This is a genomic window from Lactobacillus sp. UMNPBX4 (assembly GCF_002554115.1).
Classification (GTDB): Bacteria; Bacillota; Bacilli; order Lactobacillales; family Lactobacillaceae; genus Lactobacillus; species Lactobacillus gallinarum.
Window position 1 is genome coordinate 18,090 of sequence record NZ_PCZF01000007.1, and the last position, 23,983, is coordinate 42,072.

17 protein-coding genes and 4 pseudogenes are annotated in these 23,983 nt (G+C 36.6%); 6 read left to right on the plus strand and 15 right to left on the minus strand.

What is annotated here, in order from left to right; translation table 11 throughout:
- Positions 1–117 precede the first annotated feature (117 nt).
- The 4 genes and pseudogenes from CP355_RS02350 to CP355_RS02365 form a co-directional block, all read right to left on the minus strand.
- Positions 118–255 (minus strand): annotated as a pseudogene (locus tag CP355_RS02350) (amidohydrolase family protein); the annotation flags it as partial.
- 223 nt (positions 256–478) lie between these two features.
- Positions 479–2,478, minus strand: a pseudogene (locus CP355_RS02355) (beta-galactosidase).
- Positions 2,451–2,642: pseudogene (locus CP355_RS02360) on the minus strand (PTS sugar transporter subunit IIA); the annotation flags it as partial. The pseudogenes CP355_RS02355 and CP355_RS02360, both read right to left, overlap by 28 nt.
- Before the next feature lie 192 nt (positions 2,643–2,834).
- Complete coding sequence (locus tag CP355_RS02365; protein WP_087235793.1) at positions 2,835–3,842, minus strand: LacI family DNA-binding transcriptional regulator; 1,008 nt, start codon at positions 3,840–3,842, stop codon at positions 2,835–2,837.
- 225 nt (positions 3,843–4,067) lie between these two features.
- Between CP355_RS02365 and CP355_RS02370 the strand changes: the two genes are divergently transcribed.
- The 4 genes from CP355_RS02370 (at position 4,068) to CP355_RS02385 (ending at position 9,147) form a co-directional block, all read left to right on the plus strand.
- Positions 4,068–5,948, plus strand: coding sequence for a glycoside hydrolase family 2 TIM barrel-domain containing protein (locus CP355_RS02370; protein ID WP_098043811.1), 1,881 nt, complete (start codon positions 4,068–4,070; stop codon positions 5,946–5,948).
- Positions 5,932–6,888 carry a beta-galactosidase small subunit gene (locus CP355_RS02375; protein WP_061204852.1) on the plus strand — a complete coding sequence of 319 codons (957 nt, stop codon included), beginning with the start codon at positions 5,932–5,934 and terminating at the stop codon, positions 6,886–6,888. Before CP355_RS02370 ends, CP355_RS02375 begins: the two co-directional genes overlap by 17 nt.
- 102 nt (positions 6,889–6,990) lie before the next feature.
- Complete coding sequence (galE, locus tag CP355_RS02380) at positions 6,991–7,983, plus strand: UDP-glucose 4-epimerase GalE (RefSeq protein ID WP_098043812.1); 993 nt, start codon at positions 6,991–6,993, stop codon at positions 7,981–7,983.
- Positions 7,984–8,115: 132 nt separating this feature from the next.
- Positions 8,116–9,147: a LacI family DNA-binding transcriptional regulator gene (locus CP355_RS02385; RefSeq protein ID WP_098043813.1), complete on the plus strand. Its 1,032-nt coding sequence runs from the start codon at positions 8,116–8,118 to the stop codon at positions 9,145–9,147.
- On the opposite strand, the pseudogene CP355_RS02390 reads toward CP355_RS02385, so the two are convergent.
- Together CP355_RS02390 and CP355_RS02395 are read right to left on the minus strand one after the other, a co-directional pair.
- Positions 9,140–11,337 (minus strand): annotated as a pseudogene (locus CP355_RS02390) (alpha-galactosidase). The gene CP355_RS02385 and the pseudogene CP355_RS02390 sit on opposite strands and share 8 nt — an antisense overlap.
- A gap of 57 nt (positions 11,338–11,394) precedes the next feature.
- Positions 11,395–11,685 (minus strand): GH32 C-terminal domain-containing protein, encoded by a 291-nt coding sequence (locus CP355_RS02395; RefSeq protein ID WP_098043814.1) that lies wholly within the window; start codon positions 11,683–11,685, stop codon positions 11,395–11,397.
- On the opposite strand from CP355_RS02395, the gene CP355_RS10775 reads away from it, so the two are divergent.
- Entirely contained in the window at positions 11,684–11,908 is a 225-nt protein-coding gene (locus tag CP355_RS10775) for an AraC family transcriptional regulator (protein ID WP_087176499.1), read from the plus strand. The genes CP355_RS02395 and CP355_RS10775 overlap by 2 nt on opposite strands.
- Positions 11,909–11,953: 45 nt before the next feature.
- Here the strand turns inward: CP355_RS10775 and CP355_RS02405 are convergent, their stop codons facing one another.
- The 8 genes from CP355_RS02405 to CP355_RS02440 all read right to left on the minus strand — a co-directional run bounded on the left by CP355_RS02405 (position 11,954) and on the right by CP355_RS02440 (position 22,318).
- Positions 11,954–13,162: an NAD(P)/FAD-dependent oxidoreductase gene (locus tag CP355_RS02405; RefSeq protein WP_098043815.1), complete on the minus strand. Its 1,209-nt coding sequence runs from the start codon at positions 13,160–13,162 to the stop codon at positions 11,954–11,956.
- A 20-nt stretch (positions 13,163–13,182) separates the two neighbouring features.
- Entirely contained in the window at positions 13,183–14,082 is a 900-nt protein-coding gene (locus CP355_RS02410; RefSeq protein WP_087235797.1) for a prenyltransferase, read from the minus strand.
- A 34-nt stretch (positions 14,083–14,116) separates the two neighbouring features.
- Positions 14,117–14,815, minus strand: coding sequence for a bifunctional demethylmenaquinone methyltransferase/2-methoxy-6-polyprenyl-1,4-benzoquinol methylase UbiE (gene ubiE / locus CP355_RS02415; protein ID WP_098043816.1), 699 nt, complete (start codon positions 14,813–14,815; stop codon positions 14,117–14,119).
- 10 nt (positions 14,816–14,825) lie between these two features.
- Positions 14,826–16,574 carry a thiol reductant ABC exporter subunit CydC gene (cydC, locus tag CP355_RS02420; protein WP_098043817.1) on the minus strand — a complete coding sequence of 583 codons (1,749 nt, stop codon included), beginning with the start codon at positions 16,572–16,574 and terminating at the stop codon, positions 14,826–14,828.
- Complete coding sequence (gene cydD / locus CP355_RS02425; protein ID WP_098043818.1) at positions 16,564–18,282, minus strand: thiol reductant ABC exporter subunit CydD; 1,719 nt, start codon at positions 18,280–18,282, stop codon at positions 16,564–16,566. The genes cydC and cydD overlap by 11 nt, the downstream gene beginning before the upstream one ends.
- Positions 18,282–19,304: a cytochrome d ubiquinol oxidase subunit II gene (gene cydB, locus CP355_RS02430; RefSeq protein WP_098036705.1), complete on the minus strand. Its 1,023-nt coding sequence runs from the start codon at positions 19,302–19,304 to the stop codon at positions 18,282–18,284. Before cydB ends, cydD begins: the two co-directional genes overlap by 1 nt.
- The gene (locus CP355_RS02435; RefSeq protein WP_098043819.1) at positions 19,305–20,738 is read right to left on the minus strand and encodes a cytochrome ubiquinol oxidase subunit I; all 1,434 of its coding nucleotides are present in this window, start codon (positions 20,736–20,738) and stop codon (positions 19,305–19,307) included. It abuts the gene before it with no gap.
- A 347-nt stretch (positions 20,739–21,085) separates the two neighbouring features.
- Complete coding sequence (locus CP355_RS02440; RefSeq protein WP_025005350.1) at positions 21,086–22,318, minus strand: lactate oxidase; 1,233 nt, start codon at positions 22,316–22,318, stop codon at positions 21,086–21,088.
- A 236-nt stretch (positions 22,319–22,554) separates the two neighbouring features.
- Between CP355_RS02440 and CP355_RS02445 the strand changes: the two genes are divergently transcribed.
- Positions 22,555–22,911, plus strand: a complete 357-nt coding sequence (locus CP355_RS02445; RefSeq protein ID WP_087363845.1) for a histidine phosphatase family protein — start codon at positions 22,555–22,557, stop codon at positions 22,909–22,911.
- A gap of 40 nt (positions 22,912–22,951) precedes the next feature.
- On the opposite strand, the gene CP355_RS02450 is transcribed toward CP355_RS02445, so the two are convergent.
- Positions 22,952–23,938, minus strand: a complete 987-nt coding sequence (locus CP355_RS02450; RefSeq protein ID WP_087176489.1) for a hypothetical protein — start codon at positions 23,936–23,938, stop codon at positions 22,952–22,954.
- Positions 23,939–23,983 lie beyond the last annotated feature (45 nt).

The window sequence follows — 23,983 nt, forward strand, 5'->3', positions numbered from 1 at the left end:
ATAAAATATTTAATTAAGTGAACTAAAAAAGCCAGACGTTTGTCTGCAAAAAAATAGCCTTTGCTCACACTAAGACCATTTTGCTTATTAAAATTTTCTTTCACCATGTTGATAAACTTATTTATCAGCTTGTTCAACTGCAGATACGTCTTTTAACGGATTATCTTTCAGCACTAAGAAATCTGCATATTTTCCTACTTCTAAAGAACCGTAATCTTGATCAATCTTAAGTAATTCCGCAGATCCTAAATTAGCTGATGTTTTTTTCTTATATTTAGAGGGTATTTATACTATCGTACTGGCTACTAGATTACCCACTATTTGTACTAGTATTTAAAGCAGGCGTCATTTTCACTATCGTTTTAATGATCTTAGAACTATTTATAAAAAATATATAAGCAACACAAAAAGGAAGTTAGACATTTCGCCTAGCTTCCTTATTTATTGATCTAAATTCGAGGGAAAGAAATAGGATTTGTTACTTGGTTAAGACTTGGACATCCCATCCTTTCATTGAACTCTTAGCTTTTTCACCAGTTAAGATGTCTTCATAATCCGCAAATTTATTTGGCAATTCTCTTTCTTCATTGCTCATGTTAAGCACGAAGTAAAGTTTCTTGCCATCTGCTGTGACACGCTTAGTTACTTCAAGCTTATGGCTGTCGCAAACTAATGATTCAACTCCAGTTTCAAGCACAATGTGGTTGAATAATTGTGTCAAACCTTGGTGACCTAACTTGGTTCCAACGTACCAAGCCTTGCCTTTGCCATAATCATTTTCAGTAATCGCAGCAGTGCCAGCGTAAAACTCATCAGCGTAGCTTGCCAAAACTTTGGCCTTATTTGGATGAATCAAATCACACATTAAGCTGGTTTCGTATTCCTTGTCATCCATCTTAACTCTAACTTTTTGACCTGGAACCATTGCGTCGCTTTCTTCAACCCAGATGCCGGTGACATCTTTCAATGGACCAGGATAGCCGCCAAGGTAAACATTGTCAGTTGAATCAACCATACCTGACATGTAGGTAGTAACGAAGTGGCCGCCCTTTTCAACATAGCTGTTGATCTTTTCAGCTAAACCTGCTTTAACCATGTAAAGCACTGGTGCAACAACCAAGTCATAGTTACTAAAGTCATCATCAACACCAATAATATCAGTTGGAATGTTGCGTTCATAGAATTGACGGTAGTAGTCCAAAATTGAGTCAACATAATTCAAATCTTGAGTAATGCCATCAACATATTCGTACGACCAGAAGTTGCTCCAATCAAAGACAATTGCGACTTTAGCTTTAGTCTTTGAACCTAAGATTGTTGGACCAGCCTCCTTTAATTTTTGACCCAAATCAGCCAATTCACGGAAGGCTCTAGTATCGGTTCTTTGTGAATGAGCAATAATTGCACTGTGGAATTTTTCGGAACCACCCACTGCTTGCTTTAATTGGAAGAACTGAACAGTGTCAGCACCGTGAGCAACAGCTTGCAATTCAGTTGCGGCCATTTGACCTGGACGCTTTAGTGGACTGTAAGATTGCCAGTTAACTTGTGAAGGTGCAGATTCCATTAACATAAATGGTTGATGCTTAAGGCTTCTCATTAAGTCATACAAGAATGCTGGCTTATAAGCAGGTGCGTCGTAAGTTGGATAACTATCATAGGAAATAATATCTTGATCCTTGGCCCACTTTTGATAGTCAATCATCTTGTTTGGCAAACTGTGGAAGTTAGTAGTTACAGGCGTTTCAGGATCGTACTTCTTGATGACTGCCTTTTCCATCTTGAAGAGGTTTTGCAAACTTTCAGATTGAAAGCGCAAGTAGTCGATTGAAAGGCCAGCAACAATGGTTTCGCTACTTTCTGGCCCCCATGCATCCCCCAACTCGTTTGGAACAACAATTTCATCCCAGTCATAAATCGTGTGACTCCAAACATTCATGTTCCAAGCCTTGTTGAGCGCACCCAAGGTCTTATATTTGTTTCTCAACCAGTCACGGAAGGCGTTTTGACAATTTCCACAGTAACAGTTGCCACCGTATTCATTGTTCACGTGCCAAACTACGATATGCGGATTGTCAGCGTAGTGCTGGGCCAATTTTTTAACTAACTCACTATCCAGTCTTTGATAATTCTTGCTGTTCGGACAGAAATTGTGCCGCTGACCAAAGACGTGACGTCTGCCTTGGTAATCAACTCTTGCGATATCCGGATACTTTTTAAACATCCAGGCTGGCATTGCGGCTGTTGCCGTACCCATCACAATATTAAAGTTTGCATCAGATAATTCTTGAACGATCTTGTCTAATTTAGAAAAGTCATAGACTCCTTCTCTAGGTTCAAGAACTGCCCAAGAGAAAATATTAATTGTAGCTGAATTTAAATCTGCATTTTTAAAGACCTTAATGTCTTCAGGCATGTTTCTTCTGTCCATTGATCGGGATTGTAGTCTCCACTAAGCCAGTGATTAAACCAATCAATTTATCAGCTACTGATTGCTCTAGCCCACTGAACATTCCGCTAGTAATAAAAATAATAAAGTATGTACTCATTACACCATAAAAAGCTGCGTGTCCTAAGTTACCCAGACAGAATGATGCATAGGAAATTATTTGTTTCCCTGAATTTTTATGACCGTTTGTCATAATGCTTCCTCCTAAGTTGTTATCATCTGTAATCGTTTACATATCTGAGTATACGCTTAGTATCAGTTTTGGTAAATTATTTATTTAATATAACTAAATTATTTACTTATAGTAAAAATAAAAGAGAATGCCATGCTTCAGCATTCTCTTTTCAAAATATTCAAAATGAAAAATTTTTATTTACTAAAAAATTTACTCACCTTTAGGAATAAAGCTTTTACGTACCACCAAGTTAGTGTTCATATTCACATCAATATGCGCACGATCAGGTTGAATAATTAAATTGGTCAGCATAGTTAAAGCTAAATCAATCATTTCCTGCTGGTTGATGTTGTAAGAAGAAAGTGGTGGTGATACGTACTTCACTACATTACTGTTATTGATACTCAAGATTGCGGTATCTTTTGGTACGTTAATATTTTCTTCGTTAAAGGCCTGTAAAACACCGACTGCTAATGTATCAGAAGCAATTAAAAATGCATCTGGTAAATTGTTCTTGCACTTCTCTATTACTTCTTTGCCAAGCTTATAACCATTTTCAACGCTGAATGGTCCTGAAACGAACATGTTGCTGTCATCTTTTCCGCGAACCTTCATATATTCCGCAAAGGCAACGGAACGTGGATCATTTTCTTGAATATGATCATGCTTAGGGCCAACACCACCAATAAAACCAATCGATTCATAGCCGTTTTTAATAAACAAATCAATAGCATTCTTAACTGTTAAAGTTAAGTTAGGTCTAATTGAATCGAACAATTCGGGAGCTGGATTAGTATCAACAAACACCCCATTTGGTAAAACTTCGTGCAATTTTACCAACTCAGCATTTTCGATTGGCGCTGCTCCTACTCCAATAAAACCTTGGAACAATGAGGCATTTTCAATTAAGTCAGCCGCATTGTAAAAGGTCTTCATCTTCATTGATTCTTGCTTAACGGTTTCTACCAAGGTTTGCTTTAAAGAAGTAAAATACTCATCTTGCAACTGTTCTTTATGGTTAGTGCGGTAAAGAAGCGCAATTGTAGGCTTAATTTCCTTTTCTTGGTGGTCTTTCCAATAACCAAGCTTATTAGCAATTTCTAAAATTTTATTTTTGGTATCTGCAGTAATCGATAAGTTAGGATCATTATTGAGCAACCGCGAAACAGTCGCAGAAGAATACCCCGACTTTTGTGCAATTTCTTTAATAGTTGTCATAATTATTTCTTTCCCATTTACTAATATTCCTGTCTTTATTATACAAAATATTTACTTAATTCCAATAAAGATAAATTTTATTCAAAAATATTTTTCTCGAGATTTGTCAATTAATTTATTTACTTTATATTACTAAATTATTTATTTATTTGATAAATTATTTAATTTGGTGTTATAATAAAACCGTTTTCAAAATATATTTTTTTATAGAAACTAGGTCTTATCATGAAAGCAAATATCAAATGGCTTGATGATCCCGAAGTCTTCAGGATTAATCAACTGCCAGCTCACAGTGATCATCCCTTTTACAAAGATTACCGTGAATGGCAAAACCACAGCAGCAGTTTTAAACAAAGCCTCAACGGTGCCTGGCAGTTTCATTTTTCAAAAGATCCTCAAAGCCGGCCCATTGATTTTTACAAACGCAGCTTTGACTCATCTTCCTTTGACACCATCCCCGTTCCTAGTGAAATTGAATTAAACGGCTACGCCCAAAATCAATACACTAACATTCTGTATCCCTGGGAAAGCAAAATCTATCGTAAGCCTGCCTATACCCTGGGGCGCGGCATCAAGAATGGCGATTTTAGTCAAGGAAAAGACAACACAGTCGGTTCATATCTTAAACACTTTGACTTAAATCCTGCTTTAGCCGGCCATGACATCCATATTCAATTCGAAGGCGTTGAACGGGCCATGTATGTCTATCTCAACGGTCACTTCATCGGTTACGCCGAAGATAGTTTCACACCTTCCGAATTCGATCTTACACCTTACATTCAAGCAAAAGACAACATCTTAGCTGTCGAAGTCTTCAAACACAGCACTGCTTCCTGGCTAGAAGATCAAGATATGTTTAGATTCTCCGGTATTTTTCGTTCAGTTGAACTCTTAGCCTTACCTCGGACTCATCTAATGGATCTAGATATCAAACCAACTGTTGTTAATGATTACCATGACGGTGTCTTCAACGCTAAATTGCACTTTATGGGTAAAACCAGTGGCAATGTCCACGTCTTAGTTGAAGACATCGATGGCAAAACTTTGCTTAATAAACAGTTGCCACTTAAATCAACCGTTGAAATTGAAAACGAAACTTTTGCCAATGTTCACCTATGGGACAACCATGATCCATACCTTTATCAATTAATCATTGAAGTTCATGACCAAAATGGCAAATTAGTTGAACTTATTCCTTACCAATTTGGTTTTAGAAAAATTGAAATTACCAAGGATCATGTGGTTTTGCTTAACGGCAAAAGATTAATCATCAACGGCGTTAATCGTCACGAATGGGATGCTAAGCGTGGTCGCAGCATTACCCTAGCCGACATGAAGCAAGACATTGCTATCTTTAAACACAACAACATCAATGCCGTTAGAACCTGCCACTATCCAAATCAAATTCCTTGGTACTATCTCTGCGATCAAAACGGAATTTACATGATGGCGGAAAACAATTTGGAGTCCCACGGTACCTGGCAAAAGTTAGGCCAAGTTGAAGCTACTTCCAATGTACCCGGCAGCATCCCCGAATGGCGTGAAGTCGTCGTCGACCGTGCCCGCAGCAATTATGAAACCTTCAAGAATCACACTGCAATCTTATTCTGGTCACTTGGCAACGAATCATATGCCGGCAGCAACATCGCCGCTATGAACAAATTCTACAAAGATCACGATTCTTCTCGCCTCACCCACTACGAAGGCGTCTTCCATGCACCAGAATTTAAGAAAGAAATCTCAGACCTTGAAAGCTGTATGTATTTGCCACCTAAAGAGGCAGAAGAATATCTCCAAAATCCTAAAAAGCCACTTGTCGAATGTGAATACATGCACGATATGGGCAACTCCGACGGTGGCATGGGCTCTTACATCAAGCTAATTGATAAATACCCTCAGTACATGGGCGGCTTTATCTGGGATTTCATCGATCAGGCTCTGTTTGTGCATGATCCAGTCAGCGGACAGGACGTATTGCGTTACGGTGGCGACTTTGATGATCGTCACTCCGATTATGAATTCTCTGGCGACGGTTTAATGTTCGCAGACCGCACACCCAAACCAGCAATGCAGGAGGTTAGATACTACTATGGATTACACAAATAAAAAATTGCATATTATTTACGGCGATGGCACATTTGGCGTGAATGGCCAAGATTTTCAATATATCTTTAGTTATGAGCGCGGCGGACTTGAATCTTTAAAAGTACACGGCAAAGAATGGCTTTATCGTGTACCTACTCCCACTTTTTGGCGAGCAACTACAGATAACGATCGCGGCAGCGGATTCAATCTAAAGGCCGCTCAATGGCTCGGAGCCGATATGTTCACTAAATGTACTGATATTCATTTAAAAGTAGATGAACATGATTTTCCTGAATTACCTATTGCTCCATTTAACAATAAATTCAGCAATCACGAATATGCAAGCAGTGCTCAAATTTCATTTACTTATCAAACTTTAACTATCCCTGCAACAAATGCAAAAATCATCTATAATATTGATGATGTCGGTCACATTAAAGTCACGATGCATTATTATGGTAAGAAGGGATTATCACCCTTACCTGTGATTGGTATTCGATTAATTATGCCAACTGCCGCTACTGGATTCGATTATGAAGGTTTATCCGGCGAAACTTATCCTGATAGAATGGCCGGAGCTAAAGAAGGTCGTTTCCATATCGATGGATTACCGGTTACCAAATATCTGGTTCCGCAAGAAAATGGCATGCACATGCAAACTAAAAAGTTAGTTATTAACCGTGAAGCCACTCAAAATAATTCTGATCAAACAAATGAAAAATTCAGTTTATCAATTCTACAAGATAAAAAGCCATTCAATTTTAGTTGTTTGCCTTATACCGCTGAAGAACTCGAAAATGCCACCCATATTGAGGAATTACCACTTGTTCGCAGAACTGTGTTAGTAATTGCAGGTGCAGTTCGAGGCGTTGGCGGAATCGATAGTTGGGGCTCTGATGTTGAGAGTGCTTATCATATTAATCCAGAATTAGATCACGAATTTTCATTTATACTCAATTAATTTTAAGCATTTTATTGAATTTAGTAAATAATTTACTAAATTGTGTGTTACAATGTAATCGATTTCAGTAAAAAGTTAACAACTATTAAAGGAGTTATACACATGAAAGTTTTAGTTATCGGTGGTGCGGGCTATATCGGCTCACATGCTGTTCGTAAATTAGTTAAAGAAGGCAATGACGTTGTTGTCTTAGATGCTTTGTACACTGGTCACAGAAAAGCTGTTGATCCTAAAGCCAAGTTTTATCAAGGCGACATCGAAGATACTTTCTTAGTATCAAAGATTTTGCGTGATGAAAAGATCGATGCAGTAATGCACTTTGCAGCTTACTCACTTGTTCCAGAATCAGTTAAAAAGCCTCTTAAGTATTACGACAACAACGTTACTGGTATGATTTCATTATTACAAGCTATGAATGATGCCAACGTTAAATACTTAGTCTTCTCAAGTTCTGCCGCAACTTATGGTATTCCTAAGAAATTGCCAATCACAGAAGACACTCCACTTAACCCTATCAATCCATACGGTGAAACCAAGATGATGATGGAAAAGATCATGGCTTGGGCTGACAAGGCTGACGGCATTAAGTACACTGCCCTTCGTTACTTCAACGTTGCTGGTGCTTCAAGTGACGGTTCTATCGGTGAAGACCACGCTCCAGAAACTCACTTGATTCCAAATATTTTAAAGAGTGCTATTTCTGGTGATGGTAAATTTACTATCTTTGGTGATGATTACAATACTAAAGACGGTACTAATGTACGTGACTATGTTCAAGTAGAAGACTTAATCGATGCTCACATTTTGGCATTGAAGCATATGATGAAGACTAACAAGTCAGATGTCTTCAACTTGGGTACTGCACATGGTTACTCCAACCTTGAAATTTTGGAAAGTGCTAAGAAGGTTACTGGTATTGATATTCCTTATACTATGGGACCACGTCGTGGCGGTGACCCTGATTCACTTGTTGCTGATTCAACTAAGGCAAGAACTGTTTTAGGCTGGAAGCCAAAACACGAAAATGTTGATGACGTAATCGCAACTGCTTGGAAGTGGCACAAGGGCCACCCAAAGGGTTACGAAGATAAATAAGATTATTATTTCTACACAACACACTGTCTAAACTATTTTATTATCTAAAAAAACACGCTTTAATAGCGTGTTTTTCTTTGGCTTCATTTAAAATGTTATAATTACGAAAAGAAGAAATATGAGGTGGCTTTTATGGCAAGTATTAGAGATATTGCGCGGATCGCTGGCGTTTCACCTGCAAGTGTATCCCGCATTTTAAATAATGATCCTACTTTTCACATTAATGACGAAGCAAGAAAACGTGTAATTCATGTAGCAAACAAACTGCATTACAGCAAAGGCAAGAAAAAGCGGGGCCCTAAACAAAATGATCCGCAACTTTCAATTGCATTAATTATGCGTCATGACCATGCACGAGAAATAGATGATCCATATTTTCTTAATATGCATATGGGGATTAATGATGAGGCTAAAAAATGGCATTTAAGAATTGATCAACCTTTTAAGATGAATGATCAAGAAAAAGATTGGTCTATTTTAGCTAACTACGGAGCAGTATTAATTGAAGGTGAAATGACGCCTGAAGCTATAAAATCGATTCAAACCATCAATCATAATGTAATTTTTCTCGATGTCAACACTAATATTCTTAACTGCAATATTATTCGAAATGACTTCGTAGAAAAAACTACTTACATCTTGGATCTTCTTCATTCTCTTGGTCATGAAAATATTGTTTATATTGGTGGTAAATCTTCCATTATGGATTTAGACGGAAAAATCACTACTGAAAAATGCGACTTGAGAGAAACTCGTTATATTTCCTGGATGAAATTGCACAACTTGGATCAATATTGTCACTCTTTTATTACCGATTGGTCTGCAGATTCCGCTCTTAAAATTACTGATCAAGTCATTCATTTGAAAGAGCGGCCTACAGCAATTGTAGTGGGAAACGATCCAATGGCACTAGGCGTTTACAAAGCTCTTAACAACCACCATATTTCTATTCCTGATGATATTTCAGTCGTAAGTTTTGATGATGTTGATATCAATCGCTTTTTAACTCCTACTCTTTCCAGTGTTTATATGGATACCAAAGAAATGGGTAAAACTGCAGTCCGTCTTGCTAAAGATTTAATTACTGAAAATATCAGTATTCCTCTAACTGTTACTTGTCACAGCAACTTAAATAAACGTGAATCAATCAAGGCAATCAATTGACTGCTTTAAAATGATACATTTTAGCCACAAAATCTTGATGGGCCGCCTCATCATAAATACCTGTGTCCATTAATTCATCGCCACCGATTATTTCATTGGTGGCGATATTTTTATAATCATATTCTGGATTCAAGCCAGCTAATTTAGGCTTAGTAAAGCTAGGCTGAGCTGAACTCAGAATATTTACTACAGTTAAAATTACATCACGTTTATCTGAACTAACTACTTCCCAAGCAGTCTGATTACTATTAAATGGCGACTTCAAACGATATAAAGTGCCAAATTGAGTAAGCTTTCTAATTTGCTTATATAAAGTTATTTGCTTTTTAACTTCTTCTTTTTCATCATCATTCAATTTAGTTAAATCAAGTTCATAGCCTAGGTCTCCCCACATAGCTACAGCATCCCGTGTAGCTAATGGTGTTACTCTACCATTTTGTTCATTTGGACACACGGAAACATGTGGGTCATCAATGATTGCGGATAAACTAGACTTGTACCATATTGGATCTTTAATCTAGCAATCGCATCACTATTATCACTAGCCCAAATTTGCGGTGTGTAATAAGCCATACCAGCATCAAATCTACCGCCACCACCAGAACATCCTTCAAACAAAATATTAGGATATCTGGTCGTCAATTTTTCAAGCAAATCATATAATCCTAAAATATAACGATGATATGCTTCACCCTGCTCATCTGGCGTTAAATCTGCTTCATAAATGTCTGAGATATGACGATTCATATCCCATTTAATATAATCAATTTGATTTTGATCTAGGATCTTAACCATCTGGTCAAAAATATTTTGTCGTACTTCTTTCCTCCCTAAATCAAGCACATATTGGTGACGATCTGGATTAGGAATTCTATTAGGAACATGCATCAAATAATCGGGATGTTTTTTATATAATTCAGAATCATAGGAAATCATCTCTGGTTCAAACCAAATACCAAATTTTAATCCTTGATTATGTACATAATCAATAAAATGACTCAAACCAGTAGGAAACTTTCTCTGATCGACAAACCAATCGCCTAAAGATGAATTATCCGCATCCCTGTGTCCAAACCAGCCATCATCCAAGACAAACATTTCAATCCCTAAATCCTTAGCTTGATCAACAATTGCTTGTAATTTCTTTTCATTAAAATCGAAATACGTTGCTTCCCAATTATTAACCAAAATAGGTCGAACCTTATTTTTGAATTTACTGCGAATAATATGGTCAAAAATCACTTGATGAAATGTCTGGCTCATTTGATTTATGCCATTTGGAGAATAGGTCATCAAAACTTCCGGAGTCTGAAAATCTTCATTTGGCTCCAGTTTCCAATCAAAATTAAAATCGTTTATCCCAATATTTAAACGGATTTGATTAATTTGATCTTTCTCAAGTTCAAACATATGATTACCTGAATAAACAAAAGTAAAACCATATGCGTCTCCTGCAAATTCATCTGTATTAGGTCTAACTAAAGCAAGAAATGGATTCATCTGATGACTGGAAGCGCCACGATGACTACCATAGACGCGAATCCCCTGATCAATCTTGCTTCTTTGCTGATGACGTTCATTGGCATGCGCTCCGGACAAGGTAATTGCTTCAAAATCTTCATTGCCAAAATCAATTTGCATTGAAGCGGCTTTTCTTAAGTGAACGACTTCTTCTCCAGAATTAATTATTTTTACAGCTCTAGAAATAACTGGTAAATCTCTAAAAATTGTATAAAACAATTGATATTCCACCTGAGTTAATTGATCTTCAAGAGTAACAATCAAAGTTTGGGCTTCATCTTCGTCTTTAACCCAACTATGTGGCAAACCATTCAATTTTGGCTTCCCTGCAACTATTTCATAACTCTTATATCTTAACAAAATAGAATTTGAACCATTTTTTTGATATAAAACCGTTGCTGGTGTGCGATAATCCATTTCGCCTGCACTACTATATTCTTCAGGCAAAGTATCACGAGAAAACTCACGTCCTGGTACATCAGCCAAATTGCCTGAAAAGCCTCGAAGCAAACGGGGATATTTTAACTGTCCATGATATTTTCGAATTCTTTTACCAAAATATAAATGAGCTAAAGTAGCTCCCTGTTCCACTGAAAATAAATATGATATTTGTTTACTGTGTAAATGAAAAACTTTATTTTCTTCATCAACTGTAATTAAATTTTGCATATTTTTCTCCGTATTCTACTTACTAAAAAGGAACATAGAACTTTCTATGCTTCTTTTTTATAGTTCAGCTGATCTTAATTGATAAATAGTACCTTCTACTTTAGCTTCACCATTTTCACTTGTTACAAAAATTCGGTTAGCTTTTTCATCAGGAAAAACTCGCATTGAAAATACTTTTTTACCATCATCTAAGAAAATTTCAGCTGAAGATTCATCTTGTAAGATTCTAACTTTTATTTTTTGATCTAGATTTAAATGACAACTGCGACTATTGCCATAACTTTCACCAAAATGAACTCCGCAATTTCCGCGATCTATGATAAATTCTTGTTTTTTATGATTAAAAATTCAGGAGAAAAACTCTAATCAAAGTCCAGAACAATTTATAATCGATTACCGCTTAAAAAGAACAAGTGAACTACTAAAATCGGATTCTGGAACGATTTCTTACATTGCACTTTCTTCCGGTTTTCAAAGCTATCAGAGCTTTAATCGCCTTTTTCGTAAAAGATATCAGATTTCACCGACCGAATTCAGAAAGAAATATAATACCAAAACAAATAAGCGATGAATCATCAAAGATCCATCACTTATTTTATTTATGTAAATTTTTATTTTAATGATAAAAGTCAAAACGACCAATAGATAACGTTCCTTTAACGCCGCCGGTTTCAAAGATCGATTTATCAATAGTGATCTTCTTCATCACTGAAGCCCAATAGCCATATAATTTAACGCCTAATGCTAAGCCTACAGCACTTTTACCCAAATCAACCACAACACCTAAGTCATGGTAAACAAATGGGTTAGGACGACTATAGCCATTCACTCTCGCATGAATATCATCGGCTGCATAATTAGCCATAGATAAAGCTAATTGACCAGTATTTGGCAAAGGCCAGCTCTTTCCTGGTTGTGGCACTGAAGCAACATCCCCTAAAACATAGATGTCTTCACTTTCAGGAGCTGTTAAATGATCAGTTACTGTAATCTTGTCACGTTGTCCCTTAAAACCAGAGTCCGCAATTACTGGATTACCACTAAAGCCCATCATCCAAATTATGTTATTAGTTGCCAACTTCTTTTCTTCAGCTTGATCACCAATCTTATAGCAAACGCCATCCGCTTGAATTTGACTAATGCGCGCTTGATTAATGATATCAATATCATTTTCTTTGATCTTATTCAAAGCATAATTACATTGCTTATCGCCAAACATTGGCAACATTCTCTTAGAGCTATTAAACATCTTGATTTTGATTTGATCAGGACTAACTCCTGCTAATTTGGCAAAACGAGGTCTATTCATAGCTATAGCGTTGGTTACTTCTACTGCCTGAAAGCCTGACCCACACATTGTTATTACCAAATCATTCGGATTCTTAGTCTTTTTATAATCACGCATGCTTGCATACAGATGATTCCGAATAGCCTCGGCAGATTCCACATTATACATAGGCAATGCATGTTCTTGCACGCCATCGATTCCAAATGTGCTTAACGTAAAGCCTAATCCAATTACACAATAATCATATTTTAAAGGAGTATGCTTGGCTAATTCTACCGTTTTATTTTGGTAATCAATTTTCTTAACTTCATCTTGGATAAAGGTAGTCATCTTTGGATTAATCACATCTGCTACTGGATACGATATTGCGGTGTATGGCGCTTCACCAGATACCACGTCATACAAACGGAATGTCTCACAGTGAAATGGATTGCGATCAACTAAAATAATCTTAACTTCTTCACGCAATTTTTTTTGCAGTTTAACGACGGTCTTAATGCCGGCAAAACCAGCACCTAATACAACAACCTTTTTCATGATTGAATCCTCCTACTCTTTTAAAATATAATTCCTAAGAAATATGTAAATAGATATGCGGCAGACCCTACTAACAGTGTTTTAACACCGGTACTAAAGGTTTCCGTTTTAACTTGTTTATGAATAATTATCTTATTTTGTTGATAGATAAATGGAACGATTAAGATCGTTAGCCAAACAGTTTTTGGTGCAAGTCCCAAGAAAGGTAAAATTCCAATAATCAAAAATGCCAATACATTTTTGACGGTTAAAGCGATTAATCCGCCCTTTTTACCAATAAAATGAATGATAGTCGTACGGTGATTATCTTCGTCTTCTTGAGCATCACATAAATTGTTGGTCAGCATTAAATTAGAGATCCATAATTCATCTGCCAGAGCTACCAAAAAGATTTGTCCAATAGTTAACCAATTCCAGGTAAAGACTTGATAGGTATTAAGGTATACGCTCAGTAAAACAATCATAAAGCCCATGGTGAAACCGGAAAATAGCTCGCCTAATGGCAAACTTGAAATTGGATGCAGACCAAACGAATATAGATACCCAACGGCAAAACAGAAGATACCCATCCATAAAACAGGCAACCCAGCTTGACTTACAAGATAAAGACCTAACAATGCCGAAATCACACTAAATCCGATTATTAAACCCAAAACCAACTTAGGGTTAATATTTTCTCGACCAATGATATTAGTTTTTTCTTGGTAACTCTTACTATCCGCATGATAATAATCGCAATAATTGTCAAACATATCGACAACCATATTGAATAAAAACATCGCAATAAAGAAGATTAAAGCTAGCTGCCAATTTAGTTGATGATAATAAAATTTACTAAAGCACATTCCTAACAAAAATGGTATTACACTAGCTGTCTTGGCCTTAATTTCAATTAATTCCAAAAATACATTTAAAGCCATTAGCCCACATCCTTTCGATACATCTAATTTTTATCTATTTAATTCCTATATGAATCGCTGCCGCTCCACCAGTTAATTTCTTAACCGCGACATGACTAAATCCATTTTTAACTAATAATTGCTTTAATTGTTGAGCAGATAAAAATTCTTTACTTGTTTTAGATAAATATTGATAATCTCGCACATTGCTCTTAACCAGCTTTGCCCAATAAGGGAAAATTTCAAAATACGCACGCCAACCTAATTTAATGATCTGATTATTAGGCTGCGACATTTCTAAAATGGCAAATTGTCCGCCAGGTTTTAAAACCCGATAAGCTTCTTTAATGGTCTTTTCTGCATCGGGCACATTGCGTAAGCCAAAACAAATGGTAACACAATTAAAACTTCTCGCCGCGAAAGGCAAATTCATTGCATCCCCGTTAACTAATTTAACTTTCGGTTGCAAATGCTTTTTCACTATCTTTTCGTGGGCCAGTTTTAACATTGCTTGATTAAAGTCTAGGCCAGTTACCAATTTAACTTTTTTCGCTAAAGCAATAGTAGAATCGCCAGTGCCACAACATAAATCTAAACATTGATCTGTGCTTTTCAAATTTAATCTGGTTAAAAATTGTTTCCGCCAAATATTCTGGATGCCCAAACTGACCATATTATTCATCAAATCATAATTGGGAGCAACGCGGGTAAATAAATCATTAACGTCTTTTTCAGGTACTTTATTTGTTAACATTGCTTTTTCCTCACAGACCTTGATCTGCTCTCTTTAATTCACGATAACGCTGCTCAGTTTGCCACAACTCTTTTGGACTGCCTTGCATATAAATTTTCCCATCTTCTAGGAAAATAACCTGATCCATTTGATCAATTCCCTGCAAGTGGTGTGTAATCCAAATCAAAGTTTTTCCTTTAAGCTGAGTCATAAAAGTATCGATCACAGCTTGTTCAGTAATAGGATCTAATCCTACTGTTGGCTCATCAAGCAATACAATCGGCGTATCTTTTAACAAAATTCTTGCCAAAGCCAAGCGGTGACGCTCACCACCTGAAAAACGTAAACCTGCTTCATCTACTTCTGTTTCTAAACCCTGCGGCAGTTTTTCAACCATTTGATCTAATCCTACTCGTCTTAACACATCCCACAATTGATCATCTGTAGCATCTTCATTTCCTAAGCGGAGATTATTGCCAATTGTTGTGTTAAACAAGTAAGGATTTTGATTAATTATACTGAAATAATTAGCAATCTGATCACCAAATTGATCTGTCGAAATTCCATTTAGCGTAATACTACCGCTATCAGGAGTACGATCTCCACGCAATAATGAAGCGAGCGTGCTTTTACCAGCACCACTACGTCCTAAAATTGCTAACTTTTCACCATTCTTAATGGTTAAATTAAGACCGTGCAAAATCTCTTTATCAGTCTTGGGATAAGTATAATGCACATCCTTAAAATCAATTTCATATGGAGCCTTAAGGGTAATTGCTTTCTTATTTTCAACTTCTGGTCCAGGTAAATTATTTAATCGATTTAACGAATCCTTATAAATATTTGTTTCCTGAGCTGCGGCTGGCAATCCCGCAAAGGCTGACACGGTTGGAAATAGTGCCAATGCAAACGCTGCAATCCAGTTTGTATAATAGGTATCTCTTTGACCAAAGCGAAACATGCCCCAAATTATCAAACTGACAATCGCTAACAGATATACTAGCTGAAAAGTATAATCACGCCAACGTTCAAACTTTTTCATCACCTGATCAACTTCAAAAAGTTCTTGTTGATCTTTAACATGGAGCTTCAAAAAGGCTGAACCACGACCGGATAAAACCCAATCGTTGACACCCATCACGTTATCTGTCAGATCAGCATACAGTTTATCTTGCATCTGCTTTTCATAGGTCTGTCTAGCTCCGTTTACAAGCACTGACCAAATTGGAATAGCAAAAATAATTAAGCCAAAAACTACTAGCATCCATAATCCCATTAATGGAGATAGCCAACCTAAGCCAATTACAATAATTGCATATAGGCCCCAAGCTACCATCATTGGAAAAATAGATCTTAAATACAGGTTTTGAATGTGGCTAACATCATCAGACAATAAGCCTAAGATATCGCCTAGTTGATACTTACTATTAAAATTAGTAGCATCCCGTTCCAACGAATCATAAAGCTGCTGGCGGAATTTGGAAGTCATTCTAAAGACCCAGTTATGACTTACTAACCGTTCAACATAACGGACAGCTGGACGGAACACACCAAATGCTCTGGTCAAAACTATCGGTACATAAACTAGTAAAATATTTTCAGGTCGTGCAGCAGATCTACTAATCAAGTAACCTGCGCAGAACATCAATCCTCCACCGCAGAAGAACGTCAAAATACCCAAGAAAATTGCTAAGATCAAAGTTTTTTTGTAGCGCTTTAAGAAAGGACGAACCCAACGATCATTTTTTAGAGCTTTTAAAATTGGAATCCTATTGATCATTGCTTTCGCCTCTCATTCCGTGAATTAAATCAATAAAGTAACTATTATTTGCCTGCAAATCTGCAAACGTTCCCTGACCTACTAGCTGTCCATGATTCATGACTAGGATATAATCCATTTCTTTTAACCAGTGCAACCGGTGAGTGGCAAAGAAGACCAGGCGCTTTTGCATTAAAGGCAACATTTTAGTCTTCAAATCAATTTCAGTTTCAATATCTAAGTGAGCAGTTGGCTCATCAAAGATCATCACTTTACGTTTAGGATCTAGAAATGCCCTTGCTAAAGCAATTCTTTGCGCTTGACCACCAGACAAAGCTCTTTTACCTTGACCGATAACCGTATCTAAGCCCTTAGGCAAGTCGTTTAATAAATCATCTAATCCCATGACATGAATAGCCTGCAATATTTCTTGATCAGTTGCTTCAGGGTGATAAAAAGCAATATTTTCACGTAAAGACTTTGAAAAAACATATGGCTGTTGCGGAATGTAGATTAATTGCCTCTGCCAATCAGGGATGTTCATCGTGTTAGTTTTATGACCTTCTATTTCAATATCAGCTTGACTTGGTGTTAAAAAGCCACTAATTAGGTTAATCAAAGTACTCTTACCAGAACCACTCATACCGATAATTCCGATTTTTTGATAGCCTTTAATCTTAAAATTAATTGGTCCAATTTCTGCACCCTTTAAATAATTGAAACGCAGGTCATTAATTATTAACTCATCATTTGCACTCCAGTCAGTTAATGCAATTTTCTTTACAGGTTCTTTCGGAGCAGCGATTAACTCATTAATTCTCTTAAACGCATTTTTTCCATTTAGAGTGGCATGAAAATCGCCTGCAAAATCTCGGATTGGTAAGAAAAAGTCTGGTGCTAAAATCAAGATCCCCAAAGCAGGAAATAAATTGATTTTTCCATTCATCAAATCAAAACCAAGAAAAACTGCAATGATAGCAATTGATAAAGTAGTAAAGAAATCAAGAGCAAAAGTTGAAAGCATTGCGACTTTTAACACTGCCATTGTTTTCTTGCGAAAGTTTTCACTTAAACGATAAATACTTTTTGAATAGCGCTTGCTTAGGCCCAAATATTTTAGTGTATCAATACCACGTAAGGAATCAATAAAATTATTTGATAAAACCTGGAAACGACCAAATTGTTTAATCGCCTTATCTTGTGCTGCATGTCCCAAAATCATCATGAAAAGAACAATTAAAGGATACATCAAAAGCAGAATTACTGCAGAAAGCCAATTTAAACAAAGCATGCAGATAAACACTATGATCGGAACGATCATCATCGTAAGGACTTTGCTATAAATCAGTTTGACATATTGTCGAACCTCATCAACTCCATCCAAAGCCATCGTAATCAAGCTACCCGTTCCCTGCTTTTGAACTAGAGCTTGTCCTTCATTAAATACTTTGGTTAAAAGTTTTTCTCGTAAGTCTTCTGCAATTTTTCCAGAATATTTATTTAAAATTGCATCCCTAATAGTATTAATCAATTGACGCAAGGCAAAGCATACAATAAATAGCAATAATAATAGCCAATTTAAAGCATGACCTTCCCAAAGTCCCGTCAAAACTGCACTTAATGCCAAAGCCTGACCAATTATGAAAAAAGCCTGCAGAATCTCAATCACTGCAAGCTTTCTCATGATTGCACTAGCGCCAGCAAGTTTGAATAGCTGTCGATCAATCATTATTTAACCTCTCCAATTTTAGGCATTGCAATCCGCTTGCGGAAAATCCAGTAAGCCCAGATTGTGTAAGCCAAAACACAAGGTACCAAGATTACAGTAGCAATTGTCATTACAACTAAAGTGTAATTTGATGATGATGCACTTTGGATCATCAAATCGTATTTGCTACTAATTGATGAGATCATTACTCTTGGGAACAATCCGCAGAAGATTAATGCTACCAATGAAATCAAGGTAAGACCACTAAATGTAAGAGCGGTACCTTGCTTGTTCTTAAAGGTTGAAACGTGTGCTGCAACTGAGAAGCCCACGATTAAAGCTAGGCAGATTAGAGTCAAAATTGGATGAACCTTTAAGAAGTCTGTTTGGAAGAATAATAGTAAAGCAAAAATAACTTCACCAATATAGAGTACCCAGTAAAGTGCATGAGCATAATTTTGGGCACGATCTGAAATTACGCCTTTTGTCTTTAAAGTAATATAGTTCAAACCATGTAAGTAGCAAAGAAGTGTTAAAGCAACACCACCTACTACTGAGAACCAGTTAATGTAATCGAAGAAATGACCATAAATATTACCATTTGCATCGATTGGCATCCCTTTAATCATTGAGATAAACATGATTCCGAAGAAGAATGGAACAAGGAAACTCCCGATTGCCATTATGTTATCCCAAATATGACGATGGGCTGCACTACTCTTTGACCTAAACTCAAAGGATACACCACGAATAATTAAGCCAACCAAGATAATCAGCAAAATAATGTAGTATCCTGAAAATAATGTTGCATACCAATATGGGAATGATGCAAACATAGCACCACCTGCGGTAATAAGCCATACCTCATTACCATCCCACACAGGTCCAATAGTTCTGACAATTTGAGTTCTTTCGGCATCATTATAAGCTAATGTTTTTACAGCCATTCCCACACCGAAGTCAAAACCATCCAGGAAGAAGAAGCCGGAAAACAAAACGGCTAATAAGATAAACCATAATATTTGCAAAACTGACGCTGACATTTAAAAGGCCCCCTTTGCAAATGGATCAGTAGCTCTCTTTTCGTCTCCAGCTTTTTCCCATTCTTCTGGGTCATTACGCAAGAAGCGAACAGTTAAAGCAATCATTACAATTGCCAAAATTGTAAACAATGAGAAGTAAACAATATTGGAAATTAACAATGATGTTGCTGATACACTTGGTGATACACTTTGTGCAATAGTAAATAGTCCATAAACAGTCCATGGATAACGACCAAGTTCAGTAATTAACCAACCTGCAGTATTAACAATAAATGGTGAGAAAGTCAAAATTGCCAGTACCCATAGACACCAACGATGGCTGTAAAGACTTTCTTTGCCTTTGCGTGTCATGATCAATCCTACAATTGAAACTAAGAATAATAATGCAGCAAAGCCACACATTACACGGAATGACCAGAACAAAGTGTTAGCTGGAACATAATAATCCATCTTATGGTTGTCAATCTTAGTTCCATATCTCTTTTCAAGTTGCTTATTAACTTCTTTCATACCAGTTACGGCGCCTATGGTCTTGTGGTATGAAAGAATACTCAATACATCGGGAATATCAATGTTTCCTTTCATGTCATGAGTCTTAGGATCGACATAGCCAACTACAGTCCATGGTGCTTTTTCACCGGTCGTAGTCGTTACACCTTCTGCTGCAGCGAACTTCATTGGTTGTTCATGAACCAAATATCTCATTTGGAAGTCACCGGCAACAAACTCACAAGATGAGAAAATTAACATTAAAACCAATCCTAAACGAATAGTTTTATGATAAATCTTCTTGTTAACATCTGATATGCTACGCTTTTTAAGTAATTGGAATGCAGCTAAACCTGTAAGAATGGTAGCACCGGTAAGCAATGCACCAAAAATTACGTGAGTATATTCATATAATAATTGACGGTTGCTAAGCAATGCACCAAAGTCAACCATGACTGCACGACCACCGCGGATACTAAATCCAACGGGATGCTGCATAAATGAGTTAGCTGTCAAAATCCAAAGTGCTGAAGTTAAAGTACCAAAGACAATCATCCATGCAAAGAATAGGTGCAAGCCCTTCTTTACACGATCCCAGGTAAATAACCAAAGACCAATAAATGTTGATTCAATAAAGAATGATAGCAAGGCTTCAAATGCTAATGGAGCTCCGAAAATATCACCCATGAATCTTGAATAATCTGACCAATTCATACCGAATTGGAATTCCTGAATTAATCCAGTTACCACACCAACGGCGAAAGTTAAGAGGAAGACATTTCCCCAGAATTTAGTCATTTTGCGATAATTAGGGTTTCCAGTGTGGACATACATTGATTCCATAATCGCAACCACGAAGATTGTACCAATTGTAAATGGTACAAAGAAGAAGTGGAATATGGTCGTCATTGCGAATTGGAAACGTGCTAAACTTAACACATTCATAATTACGCCTCCATAAAATTCTAAACTCCCTAATCTTTTAATAGGCTCACTTATAGTGTATACCTCTTAAAAAGTCTTTCAAGTCGGGCAATAATGCGTTTTCAGTAGTGTTATCTTATTTTATTCTAATTTTTCACTTTAGGCCTTACAATAACAGCTGTTATTATTAGTATTTATAAATTATTCAGCTTTATTCCTCATAAAAATTTTTAAAAATATTTTTATGTTATTAAATAATCGGTTCTTTTTAATCAGATAATCGTACTTATATCAGTATTAGTTAAGAAAGTGACCTACTAAAAATAAAAAAATCATCTTATTAAAAGAAGATTTTTTCAATTAGTTATTTAATGCTCTGATGCTCCTGACGTTGCATCAGAGGCACCATTTGTCTTAATTTGATTATCGGCTGTCTTTGGATATGGCTTCATTCTGTCAGGAGAAGTAATTGAATCCAAATTATCTGCAGTGTAATTAATATGTGCAATTTTAGCATGTTTAACGTCTTCAATAGTCTTGCATCCTGTTAATTGCATATCGATCAACAATTCTTTGTCTAATTGATCAATTACACTTTGAACACCTGGTGCTCCACCTAAGGCTAAACCATAAAGATATGGACGACCGATACCAACCATATCGGCACCCAATGCTAATGCTTTAAAGACATGTGAGCCACGACGTACGCCGGAATCAAAGATAATTGGTACCTGGTGGTTAACAGCCTTGGCAATTGCTGGCAAAACATCAATAGCTGCAGGACCACCATCTAATTGACGGCCACCATGGTTGGTAACATAAATACCATCAGCGCCAGCACCCATTGCTTTATAAGCATCTTCAACAGATTCAACACCCTTAACAATTACAGGTAAGCCAGTTTCTTCCTTAATGCGACGAACATCTTCAGGACCAATCTTTTGAGCTGATGAAGCATACATTTGAGCTACACTTTGTCCTTCACCCTTACCATCAAGATAGCGGGTAAAGAAGTCCAATGGAACTGGATAAGTAAATTTAGTTCTCAAGTTAGCTTCACGATAACCTGATACTAAAGCATCAACAGTCAAATAAATGCCCTTATAACCTGTCTTTTTAATTGCATCAAAGACCATTTCGTTAAATTTCCAATCCTTACTTAAGTAAAGTTGGAAAAATCTTGGAGCATCTGGAGCGGCTTTAGCAATATCTTCAACACTCTTGTTAGCATAGGTACTTGATGCAAACAATGCACCAGCAGCTGCAGCACCCTTTTGCGTATCAACTTCAGCCATTGTATGTGCAATTCCGTGACATGCAATTGGTGAAATCATTACTGGAGTCTTGAGCTTCATCCCCATGAATTCAGTAGCTGTAGAAGGATTTTCCATGTCAGTTAAGGCACGAGGAATAATTTGCCAATGATTAAAGGCTGCGGTGTTATTACGCCATGTCCATTCATTCTCTGAACCAGAAGCAATGTAGTAATATGCCCCTTCTGGCATAATTTTCTTAACTCTTTGTTCAAGTTCATCGACATTAATCATATGCAAATATTCTTCCCGATCGCTTTGTGGGAATCCTTTGTAATATACTGTCATATCTTGTGCCTCTTTCTACATAAATTTTATAAATCTGTTCAGCTTTCATTATTACACCAAAACATTATTTTTGTTAATGAAAAGGCTTACAAGAATTATAATTATCATAATGTAGTCCGTTATCTTATTTTGACTAAATAAAGGATAAAAAATCAATCGATGAGAAAGATCTATTTACACAAACTTCTTGACAGTCTCAGAGCTAGCGATACTTTAGAAATTGTTACTAATAAACAATATCTTATCAAAGACTAAAAGGCTTAAAAGAAGAGTATTTCGGTTCTTTCGAAGGTCAAGATGAACGTCTTAACCCTCAAGTTCCTTACAACGATTTTTTTGTTCAATATGGTGGTGAAAATCAAAAAGACGTGCAAAAGCGTGTATTTGATACAATTTCAAGTTTTATGGCTAAAGCCCAACCCAATGAGAAAGTTATTGCCGTCTCACATGCCGGAGCCTGCTTTAATTTCTTAATTGCCATCGGAGTTGATCCACAGCAATTTTTAAAAAAGAGATTTGGCAATTGTTCTATTCTTGTAATTGATTACAAAAATGGAAAATTTAAACTAGAAGATTTAATTAATCCAAACTAAAAAAGGCGTCGACAATCGACGTCTTTTTTACATTCATAATCTAATACTTCAAATCACTAAATTGCTTATTAGAATTCTTCTTTGCAAGAGCTTCACTCTTCCAGTAAACAGCATTAGTGCGGCCGTTTGAATTAGCTGAGACGATCACACTTTGACCATCTTCAGTATGTGGTGCCAAGTATGTACTACCCTGTCCTGGAGTTTGACCCATATTGGTAAAGCTATAGAAACTAATACCATTAATTGTAGTTTGCTTCATATAACCATCTGAAGTACTTGAACCACTGTTCTTAGCCTTAACATTCATGCTAAAACCAGCTTCATCATTAATTTTATTATCAGTTACAGTCAAAGTGTCAATATTGCCGTTGCCTGTATCAGCAGTGTACCAAGTACCTTGAAGTGATGAAGGAATCACACTAGCACTAGTAGTTGTAGTCTTTTGTGCATCTTCATCGCCTTCTAATTTGACATTTAATTGTGTTTTTTCAGCTAATTGTTTTACTAAATCAGCATCATTCTTTTGGTTAAGGTAAGCAACGATATCTTTCAAACTAGTAGTTCCTAAATTACGTTGCTTAACAAAAATAGTAACTTGTTTATTGGCACCATCACCAGCTAGCATATAACGCGCATTACTGCTCTTGCCGGTACCACTAACTTCATAAACATAACCGCTATTATCTGAGGTAATGCCTGTAGCATCTTTACTTCTAAATGCTACACCTAAATTTCCTTGCTTAGCGGCATTAACAGCAATTTCCCAAGTATCACCGTATTTTTGTGCCGCATAAACTGCAATGGCACTGGCAGTGGTCTTGTAATCCATCTTGCTTGCAGACAACTTAGTATATGTATCTTTATTCTTGGAACTAGCTGTTGAAGTACTAGAGTTATCACTTGAATTCTTAGCAACTTTACTTGTTTTAGATTGTGATGATTGTGTATTGCTTTGTGTAGTTTGACTGCATCCTGCTAAAGTTAAAGCCGCAGAAATTGCAACCAACACAGTTAATTTATGTTTCAACAGAATTTCCCCTTTTCTTATTCGTTTCTATTGCTTTTCCTAATA

Bases quoted from the DNA above. Each gene is read 5' to 3' on its own strand.
- galE (WP_098043812.1), top strand. From the start codon at position 6,991: ATGAAAGTTTTAGTTATCGGTGGTGCGGGCTATATCGGCTCACATGCT.
- cydB (WP_098036705.1), bottom strand. From the start codon at position 19,304: ATGTCAGCGTCAGTTTTGCAAATATTATGGTTTATCTTATTAGCCGTT.
- CP355_RS02385 (WP_098043813.1), top strand. From the start codon at position 8,116: ATGGCAAGTATTAGAGATATTGCGCGGATCGCTGGCGTTTCACCTGCA.
- ubiE (WP_098043816.1), bottom strand. From the start codon at position 14,815: ATGTTAACAAATAAAGTACCTGAAAAAGACGTTAATGATTTATTTACC.
- cydD (WP_098043818.1), bottom strand. From the start codon at position 18,282: ATGATTGATCGACAGCTATTCAAACTTGCTGGCGCTAGTGCAATCATG.
- CP355_RS02405 (WP_098043815.1), bottom strand. From the start codon at position 13,162: ATGAAAAAGGTTGTTGTATTAGGTGCTGGTTTTGCCGGCATTAAGACC.
- CP355_RS02365 (WP_087235793.1), bottom strand. From the start codon at position 3,842: ATGACAACTATTAAAGAAATTGCACAAAAGTCGGGGTATTCTTCTGCG.
- CP355_RS02375 (WP_061204852.1), top strand. From the start codon at position 5,932: ATGGATTACACAAATAAAAAATTGCATATTATTTACGGCGATGGCACA.
- CP355_RS02370 (WP_098043811.1), top strand. From the start codon at position 4,068: ATGAAAGCAAATATCAAATGGCTTGATGATCCCGAAGTCTTCAGGATT.
- cydC (WP_098043817.1), bottom strand. From the start codon at position 16,574: ATGATCAATAGGATTCCAATTTTAAAAGCTCTAAAAAATGATCGTTGG.
- CP355_RS02410 (WP_087235797.1), bottom strand. From the start codon at position 14,082: ATGGCTTTAAATGTATTTTTGGAATTAATTGAAATTAAGGCCAAGACA.
- CP355_RS02435 (WP_098043819.1), bottom strand. From the start codon at position 20,738: ATGAATGTGTTAAGTTTAGCACGTTTCCAATTCGCAATGACGACCATA.
- CP355_RS02440 (WP_025005350.1), bottom strand. From the start codon at position 22,318: ATGACAGTATATTACAAAGGATTCCCACAAAGCGATCGGGAAGAATAT.